The organism is Serratia sp. NA_112.1 (assembly GCF_052691715.1).
Genome location: NZ_JBQZFO010000002.1, coordinates 440508 through 466243, shown reverse-complemented (window position 1 = coordinate 466243; position 25736 = coordinate 440508). Strand labels below are relative to the sequence as shown.

General features: G+C 54.3%; 20 protein-coding genes. 3 read left to right on the top strand and 17 right to left on the bottom strand.

Annotation, left to right across the window (positions count from 1 at the left end):
* Positions 1–178: 178 nt before the first annotated feature.
* The 15 genes from ACUTQ5_RS06525 to ACUTQ5_RS06455 form a co-directional block, all read right to left on the bottom strand.
* A complete protein-coding gene (locus tag ACUTQ5_RS06525) occupies positions 179–1432 on the bottom strand; it encodes a hypothetical protein (RefSeq protein ID WP_445650577.1) in 1254 nt (417 codons plus the stop codon).
* A gap of 82 nt (positions 1433–1514) precedes the next feature.
* Positions 1515–2417, bottom strand: coding sequence for a glycosyltransferase family 2 protein (locus ACUTQ5_RS06520; protein WP_445650576.1), 903 nt, complete (start codon positions 2415–2417; stop codon positions 1515–1517).
* 184 nt (positions 2418–2601) lie between these two features.
* Positions 2602–3591 (bottom strand): glycosyltransferase family 2 protein, encoded by a 990-nt coding sequence (locus ACUTQ5_RS06515; RefSeq protein ID WP_445650575.1) that lies wholly within the window; start codon positions 3589–3591, stop codon positions 2602–2604.
* A gap of 3 nt (positions 3592–3594) precedes the next feature.
* On the bottom strand, positions 3595–5472 hold the full coding sequence (locus ACUTQ5_RS06510) for a carbohydrate-binding protein CenC (RefSeq protein WP_445650574.1): 1878 nt from the start codon (positions 5470–5472) through the stop codon (positions 3595–3597).
* Positions 5469–6212 (bottom strand): glycosyltransferase family 2 protein, encoded by a 744-nt coding sequence (locus ACUTQ5_RS06505; protein WP_135344187.1) that lies wholly within the window; start codon positions 6210–6212, stop codon positions 5469–5471. Before ACUTQ5_RS06505 ends, ACUTQ5_RS06510 begins: the two co-directional genes overlap by 4 nt.
* Position 6213: 1 nt before the next feature.
* Positions 6214–7275: a glycosyltransferase family 4 protein gene (locus ACUTQ5_RS06500; RefSeq protein WP_445650573.1), complete on the bottom strand. Its 1062-nt coding sequence runs from the start codon at positions 7273–7275 to the stop codon at positions 6214–6216.
* Position 7276: 1 nt separating this feature from the next.
* A complete protein-coding gene (locus ACUTQ5_RS06495) occupies positions 7277–8182 on the bottom strand; it encodes a glycosyltransferase family 2 protein (RefSeq protein ID WP_445650572.1) in 906 nt (301 codons plus the stop codon).
* A gap of 141 nt (positions 8183–8323) precedes the next feature.
* Positions 8324–9172 carry an ATP-grasp fold amidoligase family protein gene (locus ACUTQ5_RS06490; RefSeq protein ID WP_445650571.1) on the bottom strand — a complete coding sequence of 283 codons (849 nt, stop codon included), beginning with the start codon at positions 9170–9172 and terminating at the stop codon, positions 8324–8326.
* Positions 9162–10451, bottom strand: coding sequence for a flippase (locus ACUTQ5_RS06485; RefSeq protein ID WP_445650570.1), 1290 nt, complete (start codon positions 10449–10451; stop codon positions 9162–9164). Before ACUTQ5_RS06485 ends, ACUTQ5_RS06490 begins: the two co-directional genes overlap by 11 nt.
* A gap of 4 nt (positions 10452–10455) precedes the next feature.
* Positions 10456–12639 carry a polysaccharide biosynthesis tyrosine autokinase gene (locus ACUTQ5_RS06480; RefSeq protein ID WP_445650569.1) on the bottom strand — a complete coding sequence of 728 codons (2184 nt, stop codon included), beginning with the start codon at positions 12637–12639 and terminating at the stop codon, positions 10456–10458.
* A gap of 28 nt (positions 12640–12667) precedes the next feature.
* The gene (locus ACUTQ5_RS06475) at positions 12668–13801 is read right to left on the bottom strand and encodes a polysaccharide export protein (RefSeq protein WP_218216627.1); all 1134 of its coding nucleotides are present in this window, start codon (positions 13799–13801) and stop codon (positions 12668–12670) included.
* A 45-nt stretch (positions 13802–13846) separates the two neighbouring features.
* Positions 13847–14896, bottom strand: a complete 1050-nt coding sequence (wecA, locus tag ACUTQ5_RS06470; RefSeq protein WP_445650568.1) for a UDP-N-acetylglucosamine--undecaprenyl-phosphate N-acetylglucosaminephosphotransferase — start codon at positions 14894–14896, stop codon at positions 13847–13849.
* A gap of 178 nt (positions 14897–15074) precedes the next feature.
* Positions 15075–16031 (bottom strand): NAD-dependent epimerase/dehydratase family protein, encoded by a 957-nt coding sequence (locus ACUTQ5_RS06465; protein ID WP_445650567.1) that lies wholly within the window; start codon positions 16029–16031, stop codon positions 15075–15077.
* Positions 16032–16212: 181 nt separating this feature from the next.
* Positions 16213–17112: a winged helix-turn-helix domain-containing protein gene (locus ACUTQ5_RS06460; RefSeq protein ID WP_445650566.1), complete on the bottom strand. Its 900-nt coding sequence runs from the start codon at positions 17110–17112 to the stop codon at positions 16213–16215.
* Positions 17113–18017: 905 nt separating this feature from the next.
* Positions 18018–19406, bottom strand: a complete 1389-nt coding sequence (locus tag ACUTQ5_RS06455; RefSeq protein WP_445650565.1) for a NarK family nitrate/nitrite MFS transporter — start codon at positions 19404–19406, stop codon at positions 18018–18020.
* A 363-nt stretch (positions 19407–19769) separates the two neighbouring features.
* Between ACUTQ5_RS06455 and narX the strand changes: the two genes are divergently transcribed.
* Entirely contained in the window at positions 19770–21554 is a 1785-nt protein-coding gene (narX, locus tag ACUTQ5_RS06450; protein ID WP_445650564.1) for a nitrate/nitrite two-component system sensor histidine kinase NarX, read from the top strand.
* 11 nt (positions 21555–21565) lie between these two features.
* Positions 21566–22216 carry a two-component system response regulator NarL gene (gene narL / locus ACUTQ5_RS06445; RefSeq protein WP_445650563.1) on the top strand — a complete coding sequence of 217 codons (651 nt, stop codon included), beginning with the start codon at positions 21566–21568 and terminating at the stop codon, positions 22214–22216.
* Here the strand turns inward: narL and ACUTQ5_RS06440 are convergent.
* Positions 22213–23715: a YchO/YchP family invasin gene (locus tag ACUTQ5_RS06440; protein WP_445650562.1), complete on the bottom strand. Its 1503-nt coding sequence runs from the start codon at positions 23713–23715 to the stop codon at positions 22213–22215. The genes narL and ACUTQ5_RS06440 overlap by 4 nt on opposite strands.
* A gap of 528 nt (positions 23716–24243) precedes the next feature.
* Between ACUTQ5_RS06440 and ACUTQ5_RS06435 the strand changes: the two genes are divergently transcribed.
* On the top strand, positions 24244–24906 hold the full coding sequence (locus tag ACUTQ5_RS06435) for a prepilin peptidase (RefSeq protein ID WP_445650561.1): 663 nt from the start codon (positions 24244–24246) through the stop codon (positions 24904–24906).
* Here the strand turns inward: ACUTQ5_RS06435 and cobA are convergent.
* Positions 24898–25734, bottom strand: coding sequence for a uroporphyrinogen-III C-methyltransferase (cobA, locus tag ACUTQ5_RS06430; protein ID WP_445650560.1), 837 nt, complete (start codon positions 25732–25734; stop codon positions 24898–24900). The genes ACUTQ5_RS06435 and cobA overlap by 9 nt on opposite strands.
* Positions 25735–25736: the final 2 nt, after the last annotated feature.

Genomic DNA, 25736 nt, shown 5'->3' with positions numbered 1-25736 from the left:
CCTACCCCTAAAGTGTCAGAGCAAAAAATGGCGTTAATTAATTGAAAATAGGATAGAAATTATGACTTAGATATTCGGCGGGATGTACTGCGAAGTCAGCCGGGGTATTTGGGGGTAGGATGCGGATCGCGCCCGCATCCCTGGCTGCTATGTTGATGTTAGTGGAGGCAGAAGTGCGTTAGCCTGCATCCATTTCATGACCGATCCACTCGCCGCTGTCGCGATTAATAAACCGCAGATATTGCTCATACTCCTGTTCGCCGTAGAACAGGTTCAACAACGGGGTTTTATAGAATGACTGCCACATTTGGCCCAGCATGATCGGCCGACGTGGGACATAGATGTTTTCGATCAGGTTATAGCCAGTGGCCATCAGCATAAAGCACAAGAAGAAGTAGTTAAACCTGCCGCGAATGAACGAGCCCTGATGAGCCACGTAGTAAAACAGCAGGAATACCGACGCCACGCTGGCATAGCGGCTGGCCGCCTGCAACGAACTGGAACACAGGAACACAAATACCACCAGCCAGGCTGCGGTGTTTTTGATGTCCCCCACCTGGTTACGCATCGGGTTCGCCAACATGAAGACCCCGAGAAACAGCGCTGGGAACAGCACGATCAGGAAGTTAATCATCCCATTGGCATTGCCGGAGGTCAGGTAATCGCTGGCATACATACCGGATGTATAGACGTCGGAGTAACTGTTAATGCCAGAAATCGTAATATGAGAAAGGATAAACGGCAGTGCGAACTTGGCGGTCAGCAACGCAATGGCGCTAAACACTACCGTCAGCAAACGGTTTAGCCGCATTACCCGGCTGCACAAAAACACCCCGACCAACAGCATGCTGGAAAAGTGGGTCAGCATGGCGAATAACATCAGGCCGGCGGCCAGCGGCCGATTCTGTTTATGGCAAAACAGCACCATAGCCAACGTCATCACCGCCATCGAGAAGCCAAAACGCAGCCCCATACCGATGATAAACGGGTTGATCAGAAACAGCACCGCCAGATGCAGCAAGACAAACTGCCGAGGTGAAAACGCCTTGCCGGCGTGCAGCATGACAATATTGAGCGCAGCGAGATAGCAGTAAACCGACAGGCCAACGTACAGCCCCGGAATGACGTAAAAAGGGATAGTCAGCTTTTTGAAAATATAAAAGTTGGCGTACAGTACCACGTCCACCTTGCCCTGAATAACATCACCCAGGCTGGTGGCCGAGTTAATCGCATCATAGTTGGCAAAGTGACGGTAGAGATCGGCCAATGGTGGGATTTTAATAAAGAAGAAGAAAAAACACAGCGCAATCAGCAGATAAGCCACCGTATTTTTCTTTCCCGCCCGCAGCGTACCAATGCTGTGCAGCAAGGCAAACAACGGTACCGTCAGCAGCAGCACGCCGCCAATCAGCGTAGAACGTTCAAAGCGCATAATCATCCTCTGGCTAAATAATCCCCTCTCATGTGGGAGAGGGCCGGAGAGAGGGAGATGTTTACCTGACTAATTTCGTAATTCAGAATGGCACGCCACGGAAAAACACATTGCGGATGATATTTTTCATATACACCCCTGCCATCAGCCCGCTATTAACGTAGACAATCCCCTTCAGCCCGTATAACACCCCGGCCAGACGGCTCCTGCCGTCGGCAATGATGCGCGAGTTAATGCAGGTGTGGCGCAGACGCATGATGTTGCGCGCCCGGGGCGAAATCTGCGGCATCAATCGCTTTTCAAACTGCATTTTATTGCGGTAACCCAGGATGCCTTTCGGGCTGGAGGTGATGCGTTCGCCGTCATGATCGTTGTGCACTGCCAGGCGTTCATGCAACGTGCCGATGTTCGCCCCGGCTGCCAACAGCCGGTACAGGAAGATATGGTCCTGATAGCGCGGGGTATTAAAGAATCCGCGCACCGCAATGGCCATGCTACGCCGCAGCATGATCATCGGCGTGTAGGCCACGCCGGCCAGCATAAAGTCTTCCAGCCCTGCGCAACGCGCCCGGTAATAATGCTCGGTGCTGATCTGCCCGTCCTTGAGAATATCCATGTCGCACAGGCTGACGTCGTAACTGCCCTGCTGCATAAACGCCAATTGCCGGGCGATTTTCTGCGGATGGTAGTAGTCGTCATCATCCAGAAAGGTAATGTATTCGCCACTAGAGCGCAGGATCCCGCTGTTACGCGCCTGCGCGCCGCCGCCGTTGTGGCGACGTGGGGAGTAAATGATCTGCCCCTGCTCGATATAAGCAGCCAGGCGTTCACGGGTCGCCAGGCGATGCGCATCGCCCTGCGCATTGTCATCCACCACGATAATTTCCAGCGGACGATGGGTTTGCGCCAGCACGCTCTCGATGGCGCGTACCAACAGTTCACTGCGGCCATAGGTGGGTATGATGACGCTAACGGTAGTACTCATAATTTGATTCTGCCTGTAGGGGGCGAATACACCCTGCATACTTGAAGCTGCATCTTTGTTGGCCGCCCGCACTTACCCCGGTCACGTACTACTTGTACGCTCCCGGGGATGCGTTTGGTTGCCGCCGCGATGCCACTCCAATTATCTTGGGTATAGATTTGCCCCAATTGACATAGATGCGCCGCTATCCGCGCAGGTTATACAGCCGCGCCATCAGGTAGTAAGCCAGCGGGCTGCGGTAGAACAGCCGGTTCTTGCGGCTCAGCATTTTGCGCTCCTCCGCTCGCAGGCCGGAGTAGCGACGTTTCAGCTCGCGGGTTTCGCGCAGCGCATCACGCAGCCCGAAAAAGTCCAGCCCGACCAGCAAACGCGCCTTCAGCGTGGTTACGAAGAGTACCGAGTACAGCCCGTGCCCCATCCCCTCCCGGCGTGCCGTGTCGGCACCGTCGAGTGCGTAATCCAGGTCATCCAGATCGCGTCGTTTGGGCGCACGCGTGATGCCATTGGGGTTGGCCCGGTAACCCACCAGCGGCGTGTCGCAGACCACAATACGTTCCGCCTTCAGGTACAGTTGCGGGACCAACTGAATATCTTCGAAATTGCGTCCCGCCGGGAAACGCGCCTGATCGAACAGCGTCTTGCGGTAAATACGCGCCCAGGCAAACCACATACTGCGGTTGAAGCTGTCCGCCAGCAGCGCCATGTGAGCATCACGCTGCTGCGGGGCGGCATTGCCGGGCACGATAGCCATAGTGCCGTCCGACTGGATTTTGCCGTTGTTGACCGTCGAGAAACGCTGGGCGTTGAAGGCCACGATGTCTGCCCGCGGGTTATCGGCCAGCAAGCGCCCCAAAATGCTGAAATACCCTTCCAGCAGCACATCGTCGGAGTCAAGAAAGCCAACATAGCTGCCCTGCGCATGGGCAATGCCTCTGTTACGCGCCTCGCTCAGCCCCTGATTTTGCTGACGCAGAATACTGACCTGCAGTTTGTGCTGCGGATAGCGGCACAGCACCTCTTCGGCAATGGTGATAGCGTCATCCGGGCTGCCGTCATCCACGATGATCACTTCCGCCCAGTCCGGCAGCTGTTGCAGCACTGAGCACAGGCAGGCCTCAATATAAGCCTCAACCTTATACACCGGAATAATCAGGCTCAGAGTGGTATTCATCATCGGTTATCCTCGGTTTTCTTTTTGACGTTGTACCCACACCGCCCGACTGCCCATCGACGGCAATTGGGCCTCAATCTGCCGTTGCCCCTGCACCTTCCAGCCGGTCGGCAGGTCAAAGCGCGCCGACATTGGCCGATAGTAAGGGTTGGCGATCAGCACCAGACCCTGCTCGCCGTTGATAAACAGCCTGGCCGGAATGGCAGTATTGTTGCCCTGCAACAGGGTGCTTTCGCCGGAAAGCAGGTAAGGGTTAAAGCTGACAATCTGCTGCGCCACGCTGGCCACACCGTGCCAGATAGCATCAAACTCCTGCTGGCTAAAACCGCCACGCTGACGCTTGTAGAACAAGTCGGTGTAGGAATAAAACAGGATGCCCTTCGCGCCGCCAATCAGCCCCAACCAGGCCTGATTGCGCATCTCCGCCTCCGTCGGTTGGCGCGGTTTACGCCCCGGCGCATAAGCGGCGTGATCCATAATCTGCATCACCAGCCAGGCCCCTTTGACCTGCCGCGCGACCTGGCTGGTAATGCGGCTGTACTCCAGCGTCCGCGTCAGATCGGCGTCTCTGCCGACCGGGTAAGGATCGCTGGCCAGCACATCCGAACTGTTGAAATAGGCGTTGAGCGTGCCGGTCTTGTCCAGCACCTGGAACGTCAGGTGATCCGGATCCAGGCGTTTTACCTGCAGATGCTTTTGCTCGATCTGCGGCACGTATTCCGGCCCCAGTTCATCATTGATATACCAGGCCAGCAGGTTCGGCTGGTGTTTGAACCTTTCCACATAGTTCGCCGTCAGTTGCGGATAGCTCAATTTGGTTTCCGGCGCGAACCGGGTACCGACATACATGTCCTTGAGCGAGAAAATCACCTGCAAGCCGTACTGCCGGGTTTTGCGGAAATAGTTATCGGGATCGCGACCGGTACCGTAGTTGTAATTGAGCAAGGTGTTGAAACCGGCATCGCGGATGCGCGCCAGATGCTCATCCGTCACCATCTCGCCGTACATATAAATACCGAGCGGGAAGAAACGCTCGCCCTGTTTCAGGGTATAACCCTGCGCGTCCAATGCCACTTTGGGCTGTTCGCGACCGACACTGATCGGCATTTCACTGCGCTGGCTCTGCTGGGAAGCCACGTCCGTCACCTGCTGCTGCAGGCGATACTCCCCGGCGGCAAGACCGGTAGGCAGCGGGAACTCCACCTGCTGTTGCCCGCTAATGCGATAACGGCGGCTGTCGTACTTCACGGCGGTGTTTTTGTCGTCGACCAGCGTGCTGTCCACCTGCACCTGCTGCGGCTCAACCACTTCAATCAGGCTCGATGCCGTCCCCTGGCCGCTGCGCATCTGGTATAGCTCCGGCGCGACCGGCTGCTGACAGGCATAGACATCATCAAACCAGGCGCTGCCGGTGGTCCCTCGGCGTAGATAGACGCCCAGCACCACCTTTACCGCGCGCGGCGGTACCCGAAAACCGCCCGTGACCGGTTGCCAGCCGCTGGTGCCCAGCAGGCCCTGCGGATAGCTGCCAGCCAAAAAACGCCCCTGACTGTCATAACTTTCGATAAATACCCCGGCTCCCTGATCCTCCCCCTTGCCCTTCAGGTTCTCACCGCGCACCCAGGTGCCAAAAGCCAGCTGCTGGCCCGGTTTAACCGACAGCGTCTGCAGCATGTTGTGGTAACTGGCGGGGTTGTGATTTTGATAGAACAGGCTGCTCTGGCCGCCGTGACCGCCCGCCACCACCTGTGACGAGGCCAGTGACCAGCCAGAGCCTCCCTGCTCGAACCCAGGATCCTGTACCAGGTTGTTGCTGCAGGGGGCAGCATTGACCAGACCGGAACCGAGCAGCAGGCAGGCGGTGGTTAACTTGCTGAGTTTCATTGTCTTTTCATCACCGCGTTGTACAGATAAGAGAAGAACAGGTAACAGGACTTCTGGTAGGAAAGCCCCAGATGACGGCGATAAATCTGCCATTGCCAGTCGGCCGCCTGAATTTTATTGCCGGATAGTGACTGCGCAGAGAGACGGTAAAAGGCCAGCGGCTCGGGTATGCAATACGCCAAATGGTTGCGCGCTTTTTCCAGCACCGACAGCCACATCACATAGTCCTCGTGCCCGACCTTGCTTTGGTACACCTTGCCAACCTGGCGCTGGTTGTACATCCCGGTCAGGTTACCGATCCAGTTGCTTTTCAGCATGTCCCGGTAGGCGATGATCTCCCCGGAACCTCGGTAATTTTTCACCCGCGTTGGGTCATCTTCAAAGGTGTAATAGTGTGAGCACACCACGTCATAACGGTCGGTTTTCAGGATGCCGACCTGACGCGCCAGCTTGTTGGGGTGCCAGACATCATCGCTGTCGCAAAAGGCAATATAATCGCCGCGCGCCGCTTCAATCGCGATATTGCGGGTTTCGGCCACGCCCTGGTTGGTGTTATTGCGAATGTAGGTCAGACGATCGTGAATAAAGGGTTTCACCACCTCAGCGGTCTGATCGGTGGAGGCATCGTCGATCACATACAGGTGATAATCCTGATAGGTCTGGTTCAGTACCCCGAGGATCGACTGTTTGATAAAGCCTGCGGCGTTGTAGGCCGGCATGATAACTGAAACTTTTTCCATCTTAACCTCCAGCGATAAGCTGTTGCCATTGGGGATAAATCCGCTCAGGGATGAACTGCTGCGCCCGCTCCAGCGAGTGCATAGAAAAGCGCTGCCGTAATTCACCATCGTCGATCAGCGCCAGCGTGCGTTGGCTGAAAGCCTCGATATCGCCTTCTGCCACCAGATAGCCATTCCTCGCGTCAACGATCAGCTCGGCTGGCCCGGTCAGGCAGTCAAACGCCACCAGCGGCAGACCGAAGCTCATGGCTTCAATCAACACCATCGGTAGCCCTTCGTAACGCGAAGTCATCAACAGCATTGCCGCCTGACGATAGTGGCTGGCAATATCCGCGGTCGCCGGTAGCAACTTCACCTGTTCAGTCAATCCGGCGGCGTCAATCTGCTGCTGTAGCGCGACGCGATCCGGGCCATCACCGACAATATGCAGTTGCCACCCCGCCGTTTGCCGTGCCACCCGTTGCCAGGCGGCAATCAGGCGATCAAAACCTTTCTGATGGCACAGCCGACCGACCGCCAGCGCCACCGGCTGTTGCAACTTTGGCTGCGGCGATTGCACCGGGAAAGGTGAAACGTTTTCGATCACCTGACATTTGCGTTCCGGCACCCAGCGGCTGATGGTGGCCAGATCTTTTTTCGTCAGCAGTACCGTGCGGTCGCCTAACCGATAAACCAGCACCTTCAGCCACTTCATCGGCCAGGCATATTGATGGAAGCTGACGTGTTCACTCAGCAGCAGACGGCTATGCGGACAGAGTAAACGCAGGTAGGGCACCATCAGCGCCGAGAGTTTCCCCATCGAAACGGTGACTATCACGTCATAACGGCCACGCCGCAGAAACCACGCCAACCGCCAGGGCCACAGCAGCGTTCTGCCGGGCATAAAGCGCAGCTTCACCGCAGAGTCCAGCGGGTAAAACGCCCGGTCACCGCTGATCGACACCAGATCCACCTGATGCCCCAGACGCGTAGCCAGCGCATTGGCCAGGCTGCTGGCGACCCGCTCGGTACCGCCTTTTTCGGCGATGTTCTCAATCACAATCGCTACTTTTCTTTGCTGCATGTCATCTCCGAAATCCCTCGCGGGCGCTGCGCAACAGACGCCCCCCCAACGGAAACAGCCCCAATCTGGCCAGGCAGTCGCCGTACAGTTTGATCGCCCTGAACTTGCTGCTCAGAGCCTGGCGTTCCGTACGCGATGAGTAATAGTTGAAAGCCTGCAGGTTTTCGCTGTACAGCGAGGCCAGCAGGTGTTTGCAGGCAAACCCGCTGATGTAACGGCCACTGGCGTTCAGATAGGCATCAATAAACTGTTCGCTGTCGTCGAGGTTCATCCGGCAACGATCCGTATCGACATCCCCGCAGCGGATGAACACCCCAAGCCCTTCGTCAAAGGCCACTTTGGCTCCCAGATTGGTGGCGTTGACCAAAAACCCCCAGTCCTGGTACTTGTAGAGGAACTCCGGGAATAAAAACCGTCGGTCCGCTTTTTTACGCAGGCTGATGGTGGAGGTACGAATATCACCCATGTCGAGAAATAAAAAATCTGCCCCCGCCACCCCCTCCTTGTAATCAAATCGATAGCTGCGAATATTTTTGTCACTCACCGTGGCGTAATTACCAAAAATAATGTCCAGCCGGGTGTCCTGATGGCGTTCCAGGCGACGGATAATATAGTTGGTACTAAAAGAGTCCTCCGGCTCCAGAAAGAAAACCACTTCCGCACGCGCCAGACGAAAACCGGTATTACAGGAAAAAGCCGTATTACTGCGAACTTTATTTTCATGTAATCGTGCTCGGCTGTTGGCGGCCAATAAGCCGCGCATATTATCCAGCTCTGGTTGGTCGGAAGCATTATCAACCACGATAATTTCATAATCGAACCCCAGGCAGGCATTAGTCATCCTGACTAATGTAGCGGCCAAGCTGGCTGAGTTATTAAAAACGGGCATGACAATCGATAAGTCCATTTATTACCTCAACAATATATTATCATTTGGCAAAACAGCATTATTGCCAACGGAATAGTTTGTTATCCCAGAATATCCTTGTCCGGTTATTACCCCCCGTTCTGACGCGGGTAAAATCCGCGCAGCCTACCGGTTATTCAACTACTCCTGGAAATAACCTCCCCACTCCTGTTCAATGGTTTCTGGCGTCAGCCTTTGCAGACCGGCCCCTGGGGTGAATGTCAGCTCGCCAAAATAGATACGTTGCTGCACCTGATAAAAATCGACACGTACATAAGAGAATTGCTCGGCAACCTGGTGTGCCAGTGCCAGCATCTGTTCCAGCCGGCAGGGTTTATCCATCGGCACCTCGCTGTTGGGCACGCCTAGGCGGATTTCGGTGCGGTTCCAGTCGGCGTCAAAAAAATCACGCCGGTGATCGATAAAACGCTGGTAATCAATCTGGATGAAAAAGCGCACTTCGCCGCCGCGGTTAAAGCAGTGGATCTTGATGTCATTCGGCGTCTTGCCGTCTTCCAGCAACATTTTTTCCACCATCACACGGGGGGGGATATCTTTATAGTGGCGCTCTCGGTAAACCTGATAAAAATTCTGTCGCAACCAACTGTTGGTCAGAACTCTTAATTCATTAAAGCTGGTCTGGCTTTTATCAAACACCAGTTTATTATAACCACTGCCGTGGTTGGCCTTAATAACGAATGCATCAGGCAATGCCTCATACATCTCCTCAGTCAATTCTTTTCCCTGTGCGTAAAGTTCAATCAGGTACTCTTCCCCCCACAGTTTTTTAATATACTCCCGCACCTGATACTTATCGGACAATTGCGTGTACATTGCCAGGGGATAGACTTTTCTACGCATCAGTTTTTCGCTATACCCCACCGGCCTGGCCAAATGCGGCATCTTGCGAAAAAATAATGCGTACTTTAACTGATGATATAGTGCATCGGGTATATTACGGTAAAAACCCTCCACCAGATTATTTAGCATAAAGTTCTCGCACCTTCCCTATTAGTTGAGGTAAACAACGGTAGCAGGTGACCTGCAGCCGGGTAATTTGTCCTCTTCTGAAAAAACCATTAAGTACAAAAAATGAAATAAACTCGGTGATCAGCGTTGCAACCGCCGCGCCCGCAATGCCGTAACGCGGGATCAACACCAGATTCATCAACACATTGGCCAAGGCGGCCAGCGGCATTTTTATCGCGATAAATCGGTAACCGCCAAACAGCACAATCGCCCGATAGGACACGGTGCCCATGACCGAGAACAACGAAGTCACCGAACACAACGCCAGGATAGTGGCGGTTTCACGGTAGCTGTCACCAAACATCAGCGCCACTATTGGCCCGGGAAGCAGCGAAAGCAGCAAAATCACCGGCATCGAAAGCAGCAGCACCACCAGATACAACAGCCGGATGCGAGCTTCCTTTTCGACCTGGGTGCGGGCATTCGCCACTCCCGGCATCATCGAGGTGATCAGCGCAATCGGCACGAAGATCCAGCCCTGACTTAGGGTGATGGCGGCGCTGTACAACCCGACGCTATGCTCGCCCAGATAATTACCGATCATGATCTGATCGATACGGGTGTAGATAACTATCGACAAGCCCGAAACCGCCAGCGGCAACCCCACTTTTAACAGGTAGCATCCGTAACGCCGTTGATGACGCCTGCCGATAGGCCGCAGCCCACTGCGCTCTCGGCGAAACAGCACCCAGCGCACCGCGTAAGGGATCAGGCTGCTCAACACATAAGGCACGGCAAACCACTCCAGCGGCAATTTGACATGCACCAGCGCCAGCCGAACCACGATCGACAGCAACAGCGCCAGGTTGTTGATCATCGTGTTCAACTTCGATTTAAGCAGGGCGTCGTAATAGATTTTATAAACGTCCTGCACCGAGAAATAAGCGCTGAGCAGCATTAACGCCATCATGATCTGGCTGGTACGATCCTGCGTCAGCAGCGCCCAGGCCATCAGCGGCACGGCGATCAGCGCAAACAACTGTCGACGTAGGCGCATTGAGGCCAGCATCAGCCGGATACCGCTGTGCCGTCGCCGGGCGACACGGTTAAACAACACCGCGTCGGCCCCCAGCTGTACCAGCGGTACGGCAATGGCGATCACCGACAGCAGGTAGTTAATCAGCCCGTATTGCGCCGGCCCCAGGTAGCGCGCCACGTACACCGAAACAAAAATGCCTGACAGGCTCAGCGATACCCGTTCCAACATCAACCACAGGGAGTTCATCAGCATCGCTTTCATGCGGTTACTGAACCTTTTCCTGGTAGCTGGGGTAAGCAAAGGCATAGTAATCGGCATCGGTGGCGGTTTTCTTCACTATGCCGTTGAGGATCACCCCTTTAATCGTCACGCCGTTCTGTTCGAAACGACGGATACTGGTCTCAATCTGTCTGACGGTGTTGGCCTCAAAACGCACCACCATCAGCGCCGTACCGGCATGATGACCCACAATGGCGGCGTCGGTCACCGCCAGTACCGGCGGCGTATCGATCAGTACCAGATCGTAGTTTTGCCCTGCCCAGCGCAGGAAGTCGGCAAAGCGCTGATGCATCAGCAGTTCAGACGGATTCGGTGGCACCTGACCGCGCGGCACAAAGTTCAGATTGGCGATATCGGTTTTCTTCACCGCCTGAGCAGGTGCGATCAGCCCGGACAGCATGTCTGACAGCCCGTCTTTGGCGTTGTTGTTCAGCCAGCGGTGCAAAAAGCCTTTGCGCATGTCGGCGTCGATCAACAACACCCGCTGCCCTGCCTGGGCGATCACCACCGCCAGGTTGGTGCTGGTAAAGCTTTTGCCACTGGCGGGGCTGGCACCGGAAACCATCAGAATATTGTTTTTGGCCTCCATCATGGCGAAGTGCAAACTGGTCCGCAGGCTGCGGATAGCCTCGACGGATAAATCCTCCGGTTGCTCTTGCGCCAGGATTGGCAGCTTGCCGCTGCTGCTTTTGGTCAACAACTGCTGCTGGGTGCGATTACGCTTTTGCTGCCATGGCGACAGCGGCACCGTGGCATACACGCTGATGCCGCGCTTTTCCAGCGTATCGGTGTCACTGATGCCACGGTGAAGCGCGGCACGCAACACCACCCAAGAGGCTGACAGCACGCCCCCCATCAACAGAGCGAATAAAACGATCATCATTTTTTGCGGTTGCACCGGACGCAGACCGGTTTCCGCCTCATCAATAATACGGATGTTGCCCACCGTGCCGGCCTTGCTGATGCTTAATTCCTGCTGTTTGTTCATCAGTTGCATATAGACCTGCTGATCCACCTGCACGTCGCGGGTTAAGCGCAGAATTTCCTGTTGGGTTTTCGGCAAGTTTTGTACCTGCTTGCCCAGGCGGCTCTTTTCCGCGTTCAGCGTGGCGCGTTTTTCCAACAGTGCCCGATAGGCTGGATGCACGCGGGTATACAGCTTGGAGATTTCCGCCTCTTTGAAGGTCAGCTCATTTAACTGGCCTTCAAGCTGAACCTGGGTATCCAGTACCGATTTGGCCTCAAGCGACAAATCCACCGAGTCGTTTTGCTGACGGAACTGATTAAGTTGATTTTCGGCCTTGTTCAGCGAGCTTTGAGTACGCGGCAACTGCTCGTGCAGGAAGGCAAGCATACGCTGGGCTTCCTCGGTTTTGCGATCCACGTTCTGTTGCAGGTAGTTGTCGGTGATGCTTTTTAGCACCGCCTCCGCACGCTGCGGATCCTCCCCCGCCAGGCTAAAGGTCATGATGCCGCTTTCCTTGCCACCGGGGGCGACGTCGAGCATGTTGCGCAGCTCATCCACCGCTTTCTGGCGCGGAACGTTAACTAGGGTGAAGGTTGTGCCAGGCAGGGCTTCCAGCGCGGTCACATTTAGTGCCCAACCGCCCTGCTGCAGGGCTTGCCCAACGCTGCCGCTGAACAATTTTTTGCCGTCATGGCTCAGGCTGTAGCGCTGTTGATCCTCTGCGGTCAGGGTCAGTTCCTGGCCCTGCATGACAGCCGGCACCTTCATGCCGGAGATGTTCAGCACCGGCGGCGTTTCACCGCTCAGACGGGCGATACCCTTGCCAAACAGCGGGAAGTAGTGCGGGCTGATACGCACAGTCAGACCAAGATCGTCGACGGTTTTGCCAATCACGTAGCGCGATTTCGCCAGCGAAACTTCGTCCTGAGTCGCCGAGTTCTGCCCGATGGAGCCTCCAATAGAGCTGTCCAGCGTTTCACGCAGCAGTGAATCACCCGAGAGCTGCTTTTCCACCTGCACCAGAGCCGTGGCCTGATAGATTGGCGTCGCCATCAGCGCATAAGCGCAGCCCAGAATACCGGCCACGCCGGTAACCAGCAGAATGCGCCAGCGGTTATCCCACAGTGGGCCAATCAGGCGCTCCCATTCCAGTTTGTCGTCCTGTTCAGCCATCACAATCGGCAATGCGTTGTTCTTCATCATCAGTATTCCTTAAGTCACCGTTACGGGATTACCAATTACGGACCCGCAACGTGGCCTCGCTGAGGTCGTTAAAGCTGGAAATGGTGGGTGCCAACTGGCTGATCAAACGGTTCCAGCGCGCGATCGGTGCCGCAGTGACGTACACCACGTCGTAAGGTTCCAACTGGAATTCGGTGCCCATTGCCAGCGCGGAGGCATCAGACAGGTCAAACTGGTACAGCGACGCCAGCCGCTGCGGCTGTTTGCCGCCATTCGGGCGGATCACGAACACGCCGGTGGCGTCGGCCACCGTTTGACTGATCCCTTCGGAACTGCCCAGTGCCTCGGTCAGCGTCATACCGCTGCGGTCCATTTTCAGCGTCGACTGCTTGCCAACCTCTCCCATCACAAATACTTTCAGTTCGTCGTTACGCGGCACATACAGGATGTCGCCCGGCTCCAGCAGATGGTTCTGGCTGATATCGCCGCGCTGCATCAGCGCCTGCAGGGAAATCGGCTGCTCTTTGCCCTGATGCGTCAGCACCACGTTGCGCCAGTCGGCATTATCGGTCAGCCCGCCGGCAGCGTTGATTGCGTCAAGAATGGTCAGCGGCACGTTGGTCACCGCCTGCTGCCCGGAGGTTTTCACTTCGCCGGTCACATAGACTTTCTGCGAGCGGAATGCGGCAATGCTGACGTCGACCTGTGGGCTTTCCACATAGGTCGCCAATCGTCCGGCGATCTGGTTACGCACTTCGCTAACGGTTTTACCTGCTACCTTCACCCGGCCGATGTAGGGGTAGAAGATCGAGCCATCGGCATGTACCCAGTTGCCGGTGTCGCTGGCGCTGCGGTACTGCCCTGCCGGGGTGGTCAGTTCCGGGTGGTCCCAGACGGTAACGTTAAGCACATCACCGATACCAATACGGTATTGATAGCTTTGCAGACGCTGGTCCAGCGCCAGATTTGGCCGCGCCACCGGCTCTACCCGGCGCATTTTTTGCAATAGCAGCGGCGTAACGCGATACACCTGGACCTGCTTGTTCAAATCGAAGTCTTCGTCCTGCTGAGTCACGACGTCTTTGCCATGGGTCGGCAGGTGAGAACCCGGAAAGGCAGTGCAACCGCTGAGCAAAACGCTGGACAGCACCAGTGGCATCCAATGAGGCAAATGAAGGTTCATAACGGTACCGTGAGAAAACGGGCCGCCTTTGCAGCCCGTTGGGGATTAACGATCGGCGGTAGGATTATCAGTAAAGATTCTTGCCTGGCGCGGTTCGTGCAACAGGGCAAAATAACCGAAGAAACAAAATACAAAGGCCAGCAGCATCAGGTGATCCGGTGACTGCAGCACTTCACTACAGATGCCGACACAGGCCAGAGTGACCGCCAACATGCAGCTCATCCCCAGTGCCTGACGCGCATTGAGGCCACGGCGCATCAGAATATGATGCAGATGATCGCGTCCGGCCTTGAACGGGCTCTGGCGACGCATCAAACGGCGCACCATCACGGTCACCATGTCCATCAGCGGGATGGCGATTAACCACAGTGCGGTCACTGGTCGTATTACCGCGTCCTCACCCTGGGTGGCGACAATCAACAACCACAGCACGCTGAAACCAATCACCATGCTGCCGGCATCACCCATGAAAATCTTGTTACGCGCACCGAATGCGCTGAGGTTGAACAGCAGGTAGGCCGCCAGGGCCGCTATCAGGCTCAGACACCACCAGGCCTGAGCCTCATGCCCGGCCAGCCCGAACAAAATGGCCAACGCCATAAAGGTGACACAGGACAGCGCGCCAAGCTGACCGTCGATACCGTCAACCATGTTATAGGCGTTGATCGCCCCCCAGACCGCCAACGGCGTGATTAGCAACGCCGCATAGCCCAGCAGCAACTCCTGGTGGCCCCACAGGAACCCCAATGAAGAGAGTTGCATCCCTGCCGCCAGCATCATCGCCAGCGCGATCCCTCCCTGCACAATGACGCGCGGCGCCACCGGCAGATCAAAACGGTCATCAAGCACCCCCAGCATCACTAATGCGGTGACGCACAACAGATAGGTGGTGCTGTGCGGCAACCAGTCCGGTTGCCAGAAAGTCACCAGAGCCATGATAAGGTAGATAGCAATGCCACCGACCAGCGGTACATGCCCCTGATGGCGCTTACGGGCATTGGGTTTATCCACTAACCCCACCGCCAGTGCAGCGCGGCGGGCAATAACTACCAGCATCAGCGCCAAAATAAATATCACACTCAGTTGATATAACATGGTTCCTCCAGCGAATAAGCACGCTACCGCCCTTGAGTTACAGCTCCCAATGCGCTATTAACAAAAACAATATTTATATTGTCAGGATATAAGTCAGCATGAGTTAATCCTGTTAAATACAGATTTATCCGCTTGCCAGCAGAAAGAATAAAAACCTTAGCGTTGAATAAAGGTATCTCTAGGAAAACTCGTGCTTAATCGTTTTTTCGATCGCCAAATCAAGATCGACCGGCGCCACGAAATCATTTTGCACATTGCTTTTAAATTGCGTTCTGGCGCAGAATTTTTGCACCCGCACTCGGCTAATTGGAAATTTACGGCGACTTATTTTGCTCACCACATCCAAGGCCGTTGCGCCACAGAGACCAAATAAATAGGGAATGCGAATAGTCTTATTACTTTTTCCTAATGAAGAAGAAATAACGTCGACCAGTTGATTCATGGTGAAGTCGGGCTTATCAACATAATTGCTGACCTGATAGATTGCCTGCTGATCCAACGCATGCTCCAGTCTGGCGGCAATATTTTCTACGTAAGCCATAGACTTCATATTATTACCGCTGCCGATCATCACAAAACGGCCGCTGGCGATTTGCCGGAACAGGTTATAAACGTTGCCACGATTATTTTCACCAAACACCACCGTTGGGCGGATGATGGTTAATTTGTTGCTGCCATCGGCTTTGCGCCAGGCTTCGTAAACATACTCGGCCTCCAGCTTTGATTTGCCGTAATGGTTAAAGGGTTCGAAAAGCCCTTCCTCGCCGGTTTCCTGAGTCACGAAGCCGTAAACCGCCACCGAGGAGGTAAAGATGATTTGTTTGATATTCAGCGCCGAAGCCGTCATGCAAACATTGCGCGCACCATCAACGTTAACCTGATAATACAGTGAGACAGGATCGACGTTATCCTGATGCTCGGCCGCAAGGTTAATCACGGCGTCACAACCTACCAGCGCCTGCCGCAGAGTTTCGGGCTGGGTTACATCGCCAAACTGAGAGAGTTCAGGAAAATGCTCACTCGGCTTTTTATCTACGATGGTCAGCACCAGGTCGTTACGCGCACTCAGACGCTTAACCAAACGCGTCCCAATAAAGCCGGAACCCCCGATGATAGCTACTTTACGCTTATCCATAATTTGTCACTCAATCCGGTTTCCCATTATTCCCTACCGCACCATGAGGCAGGACGCTAATTGGCGTTAGAACATGGAATCCAGACTGGACAAAACAGAACGAGCTTTCAAATAACAAATAATGAAATAAAAATATTAGCCGAATGTAAAATTATCGATAAAGGTGAAATATCATCTGGAGCTAATTTTTAACATCGTAAGCAACTTGATACTCCATGGTTTTTCCCGGAAATATAAGATTAATCTTACCCACGCCTTTTACGTCTGAAGTATCGTATTTCACTGGCTGTTTAAACTTCCCCTGCTTGGGATCAACACACTCAATGGTCGCCTGCTCCAGATTTTCACCCTGATACAGACAAAGCAAACTTTGCGGCTCCTTGGTCAAAGGATTGTTCAGCGTCAAAGTGAGTACCACGCGGGTATTGTTTTGAATATCATTGATAATTGGCGGGCGAGTTTGGTTACCCAGCACATATGAAAAATGTGAAATAACCAGCAATGACACGAATACCGACAGGTATTTCACCACGCGAATGGCAGAAAATGAGAAAAAACCCGCTGAAGCCGGAGCTTTGTTTTTTATTGCCGTATTTTTAAGCATTGCGGGCGTGACAGACGAAGAAACCGGAGCAGCAACTTCCTCCGGCCGTTCTATTTCTTCAGTAAGAACTCCATCATCTTTATTGTCACTTTCAGAAAGTTCCGCTTGAATATCTTTATTGTTATCACTTTCGATATTCCATATTTCATCGGCGACATATTCATCCTCTTCAGAAATAAAGTGAAAAACCGCCTTGTTTTCCACCTTATAACCCAGACGAGGAATGGTTCTGATAAGTGTATGCTCAGCATCACCTATTTTTTGGCGAATGGATTTAATTGTTTGATTTATCGTTGAATCTGAGCAATAAGTTCCTTTCCATATGTTTTCTATAATTTCTGTACGGCTAACCAGTTCTGGGGACCTGGCGACAAGAAGTGAAAGTATCTGATACTCCTTCCAACGTAGGCGAAACTTTTCCCTGGACGGTGTCAGAACATCTAGATTCCTAATCTTTATTCTTTTATCAAGATTCACTTTTAATTTCCTTTGCGTGCCTGTCCTGCACACTTTGTATAGAAATATGAAAAAATGTTCAAGAAATTAAATGTAAACTCAACAGGTTGCATTCATCAGATATTTATTTTTATAAAAATTTGCTGATTTCATTTTTTACATCCCTCCTCAAATGGAGGTTATGATTCTTTGAATGACATTATTTCCCTGTTGGCAACATGGTTTCTTATCATGTTTACCGGCAATAAAATACAGCCAACTCGCTGTTTTTAAATAAAAATACAGCCATGTTATAAATTTGTTATTTAAGTGAAATTGTAAAATCTCATCTTGTCAGCGAAGGATATCACCTGTTTTTCCACCTAATCCGATTGCCAGACAGCCTACAAAAAGCCTGCCAAAACAGAATGAGAGTTGTCTGATTTAATCCTTCACGGGACACCAGGTTAAAATATAGAACCAAAATACAAAGGATCATTGTTAACTTTATGGGATGATTTTTTAATAACGAAAAAACCAAAATTCATTACCACGCCATGGGTCATACACAGTGTTTTATTTTCGTAATGAATTCGACTGAAAAATGAAAAATAACCAACAGAAAAAAATCCGTCTACCTAAAGTGAAAAGCACAGTTGAGAGAGAGGCCTATACCCTATAGTTTCCAAGTTGCAGTTAGGCGGCCAACTCGCTCATCCCCAGGCGCTTACTCAAGTAAGTCCCTGGGGTGAGCGGCAAATCTGTCAGGAACAGATTTGAACGCTGCAACTTGAAAGATGACGGGTATATAAACAAAGGGAAAAATGGCGTGCGATAATAAGAATATTACCTAAAGCGAGAGGGATTTCACTGAGGGAGTAAAACTTCACCTGGCAAAGGCAGGAAATAGTTCCTCCCCTGCCGGGGAGGAACTGGGGATATGTGAACTATTTTTTACGGCCGTAGACGACCCAGGTGACCAGCACACAGACTACGTAGAACGCCAGGAAGATTTTCATCGCCTCCACCGGTGAGCCGGTCAACGCCAGGGAGGTGCCAAAGGCTTTTGGGATAAAGAAGCCGCCTGCGGCCCCGATCGCCGAGATGAAACCCAGGGCTGCCGCGGAATCGGTAACCGCTTCGCGTTGAGCGCTTTCGTCACTGCCGCCGCTGGCCTTAACCCGATCTACGGTAATTTTACGGAAGATCACGGCTATCATCTGGAAGGTGGAACCACTGCCCAATCCAGCAGTGAGGAACAGCAGCATAAAGACGCTATAAAATGCGATAAACGACCCCGTATGCCCTGGCCCCGGTAAAGTCAGGAACAGCAAGGCAGCAAACACGGCCATCAACACAAAGTTAATCAGCGTGACGCGAATACCACCGAAGCGATCGGACAGCGCCCCGCCCACCGGCCGTGCCAAAGCGCCAAGGAACGGACCGAAGAAGGCATAATGCAAAATCACCACGTCCGGGAACTGGGTTTTGGACAACATGGCAAAGCCGGCGGAAAAACCGATAAAGGAACCAAAGGTGGCGAGATACAGCAGGCTCAACACCCATAGGTGACCGCGTTTGAGTACCGGCAGTTGCTGACGCAGCGACGCTTTAGAGGCCGCCAGATCGTTCATACCGAACCAGGCTGCCAGCGTACCGACCAGCAGGAAAGGCACCCAAATCCAGGCGGCGTTCTCCAGCCATAATGAGCTGCCATCAGCCTGTACCTGGCCGGTCCCCCCAAAGGCGCCAAAGATGGCAACAGAGATGGCCAGTGGGGCCACCAACTGCATCACACTAACGCCCAGGTTGCCCAGGCCGCCATTCAGACCCAGCGCGCCGCCCTGCCTGGCCTTTGGAAAGAAGAAGCTGATATTGGCCATGCTGGAAGCAAAGTTGGCCCCGGCAAAACCACACAGTAAAGAGATAATCACAAACACGCTATAGGGCGTGGTAGCGTCCTGCACCGCAAACCCCAGCCACAGGCAGGGTACCAGCAGCAGGCCGGTGCTGATCGCCGTCCAGCGACGGCCGCCGAACATCGGGATCACAAAGGAATAAGGCACGCGCAGGATAGCGCCGGAAACGGAAGGTAATGCGGTGAGCATAAACAGCTGATCGGTGGTGAAATTAAAGCCAACCTTATTCAAATTGACCGCGACTGCGCTAAACAGCATCCAGACGCAGAAAGCCAATAGCAGGCAGGGAATGGAGATCCACAGGTTGCGGTTGGCAATGCGTTGGCCGCGTTGTTGCCAGAATGCGGTATCCTCAGGTTGCCAGTCCTGAATAACCGCGCCTGTTTGTTTTGATAATGACGTTGCAGATTGCGACATAAAAACCTCGGACACAGGATGATAACTTCGCCCACCCTAGGCGGCCCCCCCTACGGCAAAGTTGATGTAAATCAACCCGGATGCAGGTAGCCTACCGCCAGAAAAGCCCCGCCATCCCTTTATGAGTAACTCTCCGCATATATTTAAAATCTTGAAAATCAATACATTGGCGATTACACAGCGCCACTGGCAGCGGCTGACAAGGCAGACAGGAAACTAGTGAGTAATTCGTTAGAGGTATGGGGTTATCGCCGGGTATGATGAAAAATAACGCTGGATCGTTACCACACCCGCTGATTACCACCTGCGTTTGTTCCCTGGTTACCAGCCATATCTTGCTCTGCCGTCGGAGATCCAAAACCTATGAAACGCCTGTTAGCACCGCTTTCCATCGTGAACCAGGTGGCCGTCCTGATGTTGCTGCTGGGGATACTGGGCGTGGCCGGTATGAGCATTTCAGCCTGGATGTCGCAAAGCATTCAGGGCAATGCACATGCCATCAACAAAGCCGGTTCGCTGCGAATGCAAAGTTATCGCCTGCTGGCTCAGGTGCCGTTGAATGCACACAGCGAAGCGCTGATCCGCGAGCTGGATCAGGATGCCAACAGCCCCGATCTTCAGCGTTCAGTGACGCAAGAGCAACTGACCGAACAGTTTCAGGCGTTGGATAATTACTGGCAAGAAACCCTGCTGCCAAGGCTGCGGGCGGCCCGACAACCGGCGGAGGCAACCCCGCAGGTGATACATTTTGTTTCCCTGCTCGATACGCTGGTCTCGGATATCGACCACCATACCGAACGTCGGCTGCTGACGGTGATGCTGGTGCAGGCGGTGTTTATCGCGCTGACGCTGTTGCTGCTGGTCGGGACTATCTGTTACCTGCGCCGTCGTCTGCTGCATCCATGGCGTCAATTGGTGGCGATGGCGCAGTCAGCGGGTCGCGGCGATTTCAGCCGCCGTTTTGCCCAGCGTGGCCATCAGGATGAAATGGCTTCACTCGGCGGCGCGTTAAACACCATGTCCGACGAACTGGCCACCATGTACAACGGGCTGGAGCAGCGGGTGGCAGAAAAAACCGCCGATTTGCAGCAAAAGAATCAGGTGCTGAGCTTTTTGTATCACGCCAGCCGTCAGTTACACGCCAATGAGCCTTTATGCAGCCGCCTGACGCCGATCCTCAATCAGTTGCAAACCCTGACGCCACTGCGCGCCATCCAGGTTCGGCTGTACGAAAACAACAGTCAGGAACAGTTTGTCCAGTTGTGCGGCAACCAGCCGCTGCGGCCGGAATATTGCAATAACCCGGTGTGCAGCGCCTGCCTGAGCGACGACGAGCAGCAACAAGCCGATCACCCTTCGTTAAGCTGGAGCCTGAGTGACAAGCTGGGGGATTACGGGGTGATTGTCGCGCAACATGCGCCACAGCGCCCGCTGAATGACGAGCATCGACAATTGATGAGTACCTTGGTCGAACAGTTGACCAGCGTGCTGGCGATTGAACGTCAGGTGGATCATCAACAGCAGTTGATGCTGATGGAAGAGCGCGCAGCGATAGCCCGTGAGCTGCATGACTCCATCGCCCAGTCATTGTCATGCCTGAAGATGCAAACCAGTTGCCTGCAAATGCAGGGTGCCGAACTCTCACCCGCCAACCTGGCGCTGGTACAACAGATGCGCGAAGAGTTAAACATCGCCTACCGCCAGCTGCGTGAACTCTTGACCACCTTCCGCCTGCGGCTGACGGAACCGGGGCTGCTGGCCGCCTTGCAGTCGACGGTGCAGGAGTTTAGCCAACGGCTCGGCATCGCCATCCAGCTCGACTATCAGTTAACGCCGCGTACGGTGCCCGCTTATCAGGCCATCCACCTGTTGCAGATTGCCCGTGAGGCATTAAGCAACATCAACAAACATGCTCAGGCCAGCCAGGTGAGTATTCAGGTCGTCAATCAACGAGGCGAGGTCACTCTGAGCGTCTGCGATAACGGCTGCGGATTGCCGCCAGATACCGATCGCCCCGATCACTACGGCCTGATAATCATGCGCGATCGCGCCAAAAGCCTGCACGGCCACTGCGAGATTTTACCCCGCAGCACCGGCGGCACTGAAGTCCGGGTGGTATTTAAACCGGACAACCACGCCATCGACTAATGGGAGAAACCATGACCACCGAAACTGCCGCTACTATTTTACTGATTGATGACCACCCGATGCTGCGCAATGGCGTAAAACAGCTCATCGGCATGGATTCGCGCCTGCAGGTAATCGCTGAAGCAGGCAACGGCGAACAGGGTGTCTCGTTGGCCGAAGAGCATGATCCGGATCTGATCCTGCTCGATCTGAACATGCCGGGCATCAATGGTCTGGAAACGCTGGATCGCCTGCGCATGATCGCGCTCTCCGGGCGCATTGTGGTGTTTAGCGTGTCAAATCAAGAAGATGACGTAGTCAGTGCGCTAAAACGCGGTGCCGACGGCTATCTGCTGAAAGATATGGAGCCGGAAGAACTGCTGAAAGCGCTGCATCAGGCTGCCGCCGGTCAGATGGTGTTAAGCGAGGCGTTGACGCCGATCCTGGCGGCCAGCCTGCGTGAGAACCGCCCCAGTGCCGAACGCGATATCCAGCAGTTGACGCCACGTGAGCGCGACATTCTCAAGCTGATCGCCCAAGGCCTGCCGAACAAGATGATCGCCCGCAAGCTGACCATCACCGAAAGCACCGTTAAGGTGCACGTCAAACACCTGTTGAAAAAAATGAAGCTGAAATCTCGCGTTGAAGCCGCCGTCTGGGTGCTGCAGGGAAAAAACGGTTAATCACTGCCGTTCAACGGCCCGGTTTCCGCCGGAATAGTGGGCGGTTGCAGTATTTTCGCCGGTGGCAGTCCGTGATCAGCTTCAGCAGAGGCCGTCAGCGGTGGCGTCACCTGCAGTTGGATCCAGTTAGAGGTCACCAACTGCTGCTTGTCGTCTTCCAGCGTCACCGACAGGCGGTATCGGTTGGTGGCATCCGGTGAGTCGTCCCATTGCGGTACAATCAGGCTCCAGCCGTGCGGATCGTTACTGTTTTGCGACGGCGTCAGGCTTAGTGCCTGCGTATCCCCCTGCCAACTGACCCGGGTAATTTTGTTGGTGGTTTTGATTTCCAGCACCAGCGGCAAGGTTTCCCCCGGTTGCAGACGCCAGGGTGGCGTTGCCAGAAACACTTGCAGAGTTTTGCGTTGCTTAAACGCCATCACCGGCACATTTTTCCGTTCGATGTTGTCATAACGGCTGCCACGCAGCGACTTGGCCTGAGCGACATATTCCGGCGAAATCTGCTTCACCAGCGGTACGCCAAGCCGATAACTCAACGCCAGCTCGACCTGATCCTGACTGACCCCACCTTCCCCCATTTTGTGCAGCGCTTTCACCGTCACCAACGGGACCGGTGTGTAATTCACCCCCAGTTGCATGGCACGCGGGTCATTTTGCTTTTTGCCGCTGCCAAACAGATCGACGTTCTCACCCCAGTACTGTTCATAGCTGAGCGAGCCGCCAATCTGGCGGTAAAACGGCAGGTAGCCCTGAGTGGTGATGTCATACCCGCTCGCCGGACGACTGAGGAACTGGGCGTTATCCTTCTGTTGCGCCAGCGCCGACAGCGGATAGTAATAGTTAGCGGAAAAACGCAGATAATCGCCCCAGGCTTCGGCCCCCAGGCTGGCGCGGTTATGCTGACGTGCAAAATCGCTGTCGAGCACCGTGTTATACCCCAATAACCAATCACCGGCGACCCAGCGCTGGCCGAGACCAAAGTTGCCCAGCGAACCCTGGGTTTGCTGCAACAGGCCGAGTTGGCTGTAGGTCAGCAAGCCGTTAACATCATACAGCGGGCTGAACAACTGGCCGTTACTGCCGGAAAAATCCCCCTGGTCGGACATCACCAGCGACAGTTTGGCGTTACCCAGTGGTGAAAGCAGCTCCTGGGCCTGCTGTTGCAACACGCTGCTGGCTTGCCCCACGGCATAGCTCTCGGCGCGGGTGCGCACCTGTTGGCTGGAAACGTTATTCAGGTTACGTTCACCCAGCTGTTTGGCCATGGTGGCCCACTCTTTTTCACGCTCCGCGTCACTCGACGCACTGCCGCCCAGTTCCGGCAAATCGTTGGCCGGTTGCTGAGCCACAGAGTCCGGTGCGGGTGGTGATTCGGCGTAGGCGGGCAACGCGCCAACCAGCCACGCCAGCCCCACCGCTGGTAAACCGCTGGCGGGTGAGAAGAACAATTGAACGACTTTTCTCAATCGGTAACGCGCTTTATGGATAACGTCTGTCATTACACCGTCGCCGCCCCTTCATCCCGAGGGGTAGGCAGATAAACCTTTTTTTGCTGCCGTCACTCCAGACGACAGACAACCCAAACGTTGAGCAGTTTGCTACTCGATATTTCCCCCTAACGGGCACCGGACGGCCAAACTGCATCATGAACCCTAAAGTCTAGTGGGTTCCTCATCAGAAACAATCAGATAAACCTCATTCAACCAGGTGACAACGTCATACATAGCTCAATAATTTTAGCCAGTGATGTGATGGCCAGAAAAACGCTGAAACTCTTGCGGCTGAAATCGAAAATTCACTTTATTTCATCGCTGATTTTGGCGAAAAAAACCGCACATTAACATTCGAAAATAAATCAATCTATTGATTATGCTTAGTAATTCGCAATTTCAGTGTATTTCACCTGGTATTTAACAACATCTTGCGACCCCCTGCGCAATACCGATAATCGGTAAGTCATTTGCTCTGCATGAAACCCTTTTTGCCGCTATTTTGAACGCTAATTTCAGACCGGCAAGGACGCTTTTATGTTCGATAATCCTCAGCTCGATTTCTGGTTTCGTGGCCTGTTTATCCCGGCCATGTTACTGCCCGCCACCCTCGCCCCTCGGCTGATAAGCACCCTGCCGCCAGGCTTGACGCAGTACCGCATACCGAGGGTGCGCAGGGTGATGTTGATAGCCGTCAGTGCCGGGCTGGCAGCCCTGCCTTTCTCTATTCCACTGCTGCAACGGTTATTGCTGCTGCCGGTAGCAACGATATTGCTGGCGCTGGCTCTCATTGACTGGCAACACCGACTATTACCCGATCGCCTGACCCAACCGCTGCTATGGGCCGGGCTGTTAGTCAATCAGCAAGGCTATTTTGTTTCGCTGACCGAGGCGGTAACCGGGGCCAGCATCGGTTATCTTTCACTGTGGTTGCTCAATGCGGCCTATCGCCGCAGGCGGAAAACGGACGGTATCGGTCAGGGAGATTTTAAACTGTTGGCGGCACTGGGTGCCTGGACCGGCTGGGCCACCCTGCCGATGCTGGTCACCGGTGCCGCAGCGGTCGGGCTGTGCGCGACGGCGCTAACCGGTTTACTGCGCAAACCCGGCAGGCAGGATACGCTGCCATTTGGTCTTTATCTGGCGCTTGCCGGCTGGCTGGTTCTGTTGGCAAACGCTGATATCGGCCCTTCACCCTGACACCAGGCTGACCTGGAAAGTCGGTACTTTTACCGGTATCTCAGTGACAACAGCCGGCGCGCCGTACAGACTGACCACCTCGCCAATCACCAGCAGGCTGGGTGACACCGGCCGCTGACGGGCAATTAACAGCGGTAACTCGGCCAAAGTCCCAATCAATACCCGCTGCTGCGGTAGCGTGCCACGTTCAATAATTGCCAAAGGTGTCTGTGCCGCCATGCCATGCTGCACCAGTTGCGTAGCTATGGTTTCGCTTAATGTCAGCCCCATATAAAACACCAGCGTCTGACCTGCAGTGACCAAGGCGCGCCAGTCCAGGTTCACCTCGCCATTGCGGCAATGGCCGGTGACAAAACGCACCGATTGCGCGTAATCACGGTGTGTCAGTGGGATACCGCTTGCTGCCGCACAACCACTGGCAGCGGTGATACCCGGTACCACATGGCAAACCACGCCATGACGCTGCAACTCAACCATCTCCTCCCCACCGCGACCAAAAATAAAAGGGTCACCGCCCTTGAGTCGCACGACCCGATTACCGGACAGGGCTAACTCGACCAGCAGGTGATCGATCTGCTTTTGTGACAGCGTGTGGCAACCCATCGATTTTCCCACGTCAATACGCAGTGCCTCCGGCGGCAGCAGGGCCATCACCGCCGGGGAAACCAAACGATCGAACACCACCACGTCCGCCTGTCGGATCACCCGTAGCGCCTTTAACGTCAGCAGCTCAGCGTCACCCGGACCAGCCCCCACCAGCCACACTTCACCACGGCATACCGGCTGCCGCAGATCGCCGGCCAGCATCAGTTTATCTATATTGTTCATCT

Excerpts from the sequence above, each read along its gene's own strand:
- narX (WP_445650564.1), top strand. The coding sequence starts at position 19,770 with ATGAAACGCCTGTTAGCACCGCTTTCCATCGTGAACCAGGTGGCCGTC.
- wecA (WP_445650568.1), bottom strand. The coding sequence starts at position 14,896 with ATGTTATATCAACTGAGTGTGATATTTATTTTGGCGCTGATGCTGGTA.
- ACUTQ5_RS06515 (WP_445650575.1), bottom strand. The coding sequence starts at position 3,591 with ATGATGAATACCACTCTGAGCCTGATTATTCCGGTGTATAAGGTTGAG.
- cobA (WP_445650560.1), bottom strand. The coding sequence starts at position 25,734 with ATGAACAATATAGATAAACTGATGCTGGCCGGCGATCTGCGGCAGCCG.
- ACUTQ5_RS06510 (WP_445650574.1), bottom strand. The coding sequence starts at position 5,472 with ATGAAACTCAGCAAGTTAACCACCGCCTGCCTGCTGCTCGGTTCCGGT.
- ACUTQ5_RS06495 (WP_445650572.1), bottom strand. The coding sequence starts at position 8,182 with ATGGACTTATCGATTGTCATGCCCGTTTTTAATAACTCAGCCAGCTTG.
- ACUTQ5_RS06520 (WP_445650576.1), bottom strand. The coding sequence starts at position 2,417 with ATGAGTACTACCGTTAGCGTCATCATACCCACCTATGGCCGCAGTGAA.
- ACUTQ5_RS06455 (WP_445650565.1), bottom strand. The coding sequence starts at position 19,406 with ATGTCGCAATCTGCAACGTCATTATCAAAACAAACAGGCGCGGTTATT.
- ACUTQ5_RS06500 (WP_445650573.1), bottom strand. The coding sequence starts at position 7,275 with ATGCAGCAAAGAAAAGTAGCGATTGTGATTGAGAACATCGCCGAAAAA.
- ACUTQ5_RS06490 (WP_445650571.1), bottom strand. The coding sequence starts at position 9,172 with ATGCTAAATAATCTGGTGGAGGGTTTTTACCGTAATATACCCGATGCA.
- ACUTQ5_RS06525 (WP_445650577.1), bottom strand. The coding sequence starts at position 1,432 with ATGCGCTTTGAACGTTCTACGCTGATTGGCGGCGTGCTGCTGCTGACG.
- ACUTQ5_RS06465 (WP_445650567.1), bottom strand. The coding sequence starts at position 16,031 with ATGGATAAGCGTAAAGTAGCTATCATCGGGGGTTCCGGCTTTATTGGG.
- ACUTQ5_RS06440 (WP_445650562.1), bottom strand. The coding sequence starts at position 23,715 with ATGACAGACGTTATCCATAAAGCGCGTTACCGATTGAGAAAAGTCGTT.
- ACUTQ5_RS06485 (WP_445650570.1), bottom strand. The coding sequence starts at position 10,451 with ATGAAAGCGATGCTGATGAACTCCCTGTGGTTGATGTTGGAACGGGTA.
- ACUTQ5_RS06480 (WP_445650569.1), bottom strand. The coding sequence starts at position 12,639 with ATGATGAAGAACAACGCATTGCCGATTGTGATGGCTGAACAGGACGAC.
- ACUTQ5_RS06505 (WP_135344187.1), bottom strand. The coding sequence starts at position 6,212 with ATGGAAAAAGTTTCAGTTATCATGCCGGCCTACAACGCCGCAGGCTTT.
- narL (WP_445650563.1), top strand. The coding sequence starts at position 21,566 with ATGACCACCGAAACTGCCGCTACTATTTTACTGATTGATGACCACCCG.
- ACUTQ5_RS06435 (WP_445650561.1), top strand. The coding sequence starts at position 24,244 with ATGTTCGATAATCCTCAGCTCGATTTCTGGTTTCGTGGCCTGTTTATC.
- ACUTQ5_RS06475 (WP_218216627.1), bottom strand. The coding sequence starts at position 13,801 with ATGAACCTTCATTTGCCTCATTGGATGCCACTGGTGCTGTCCAGCGTT.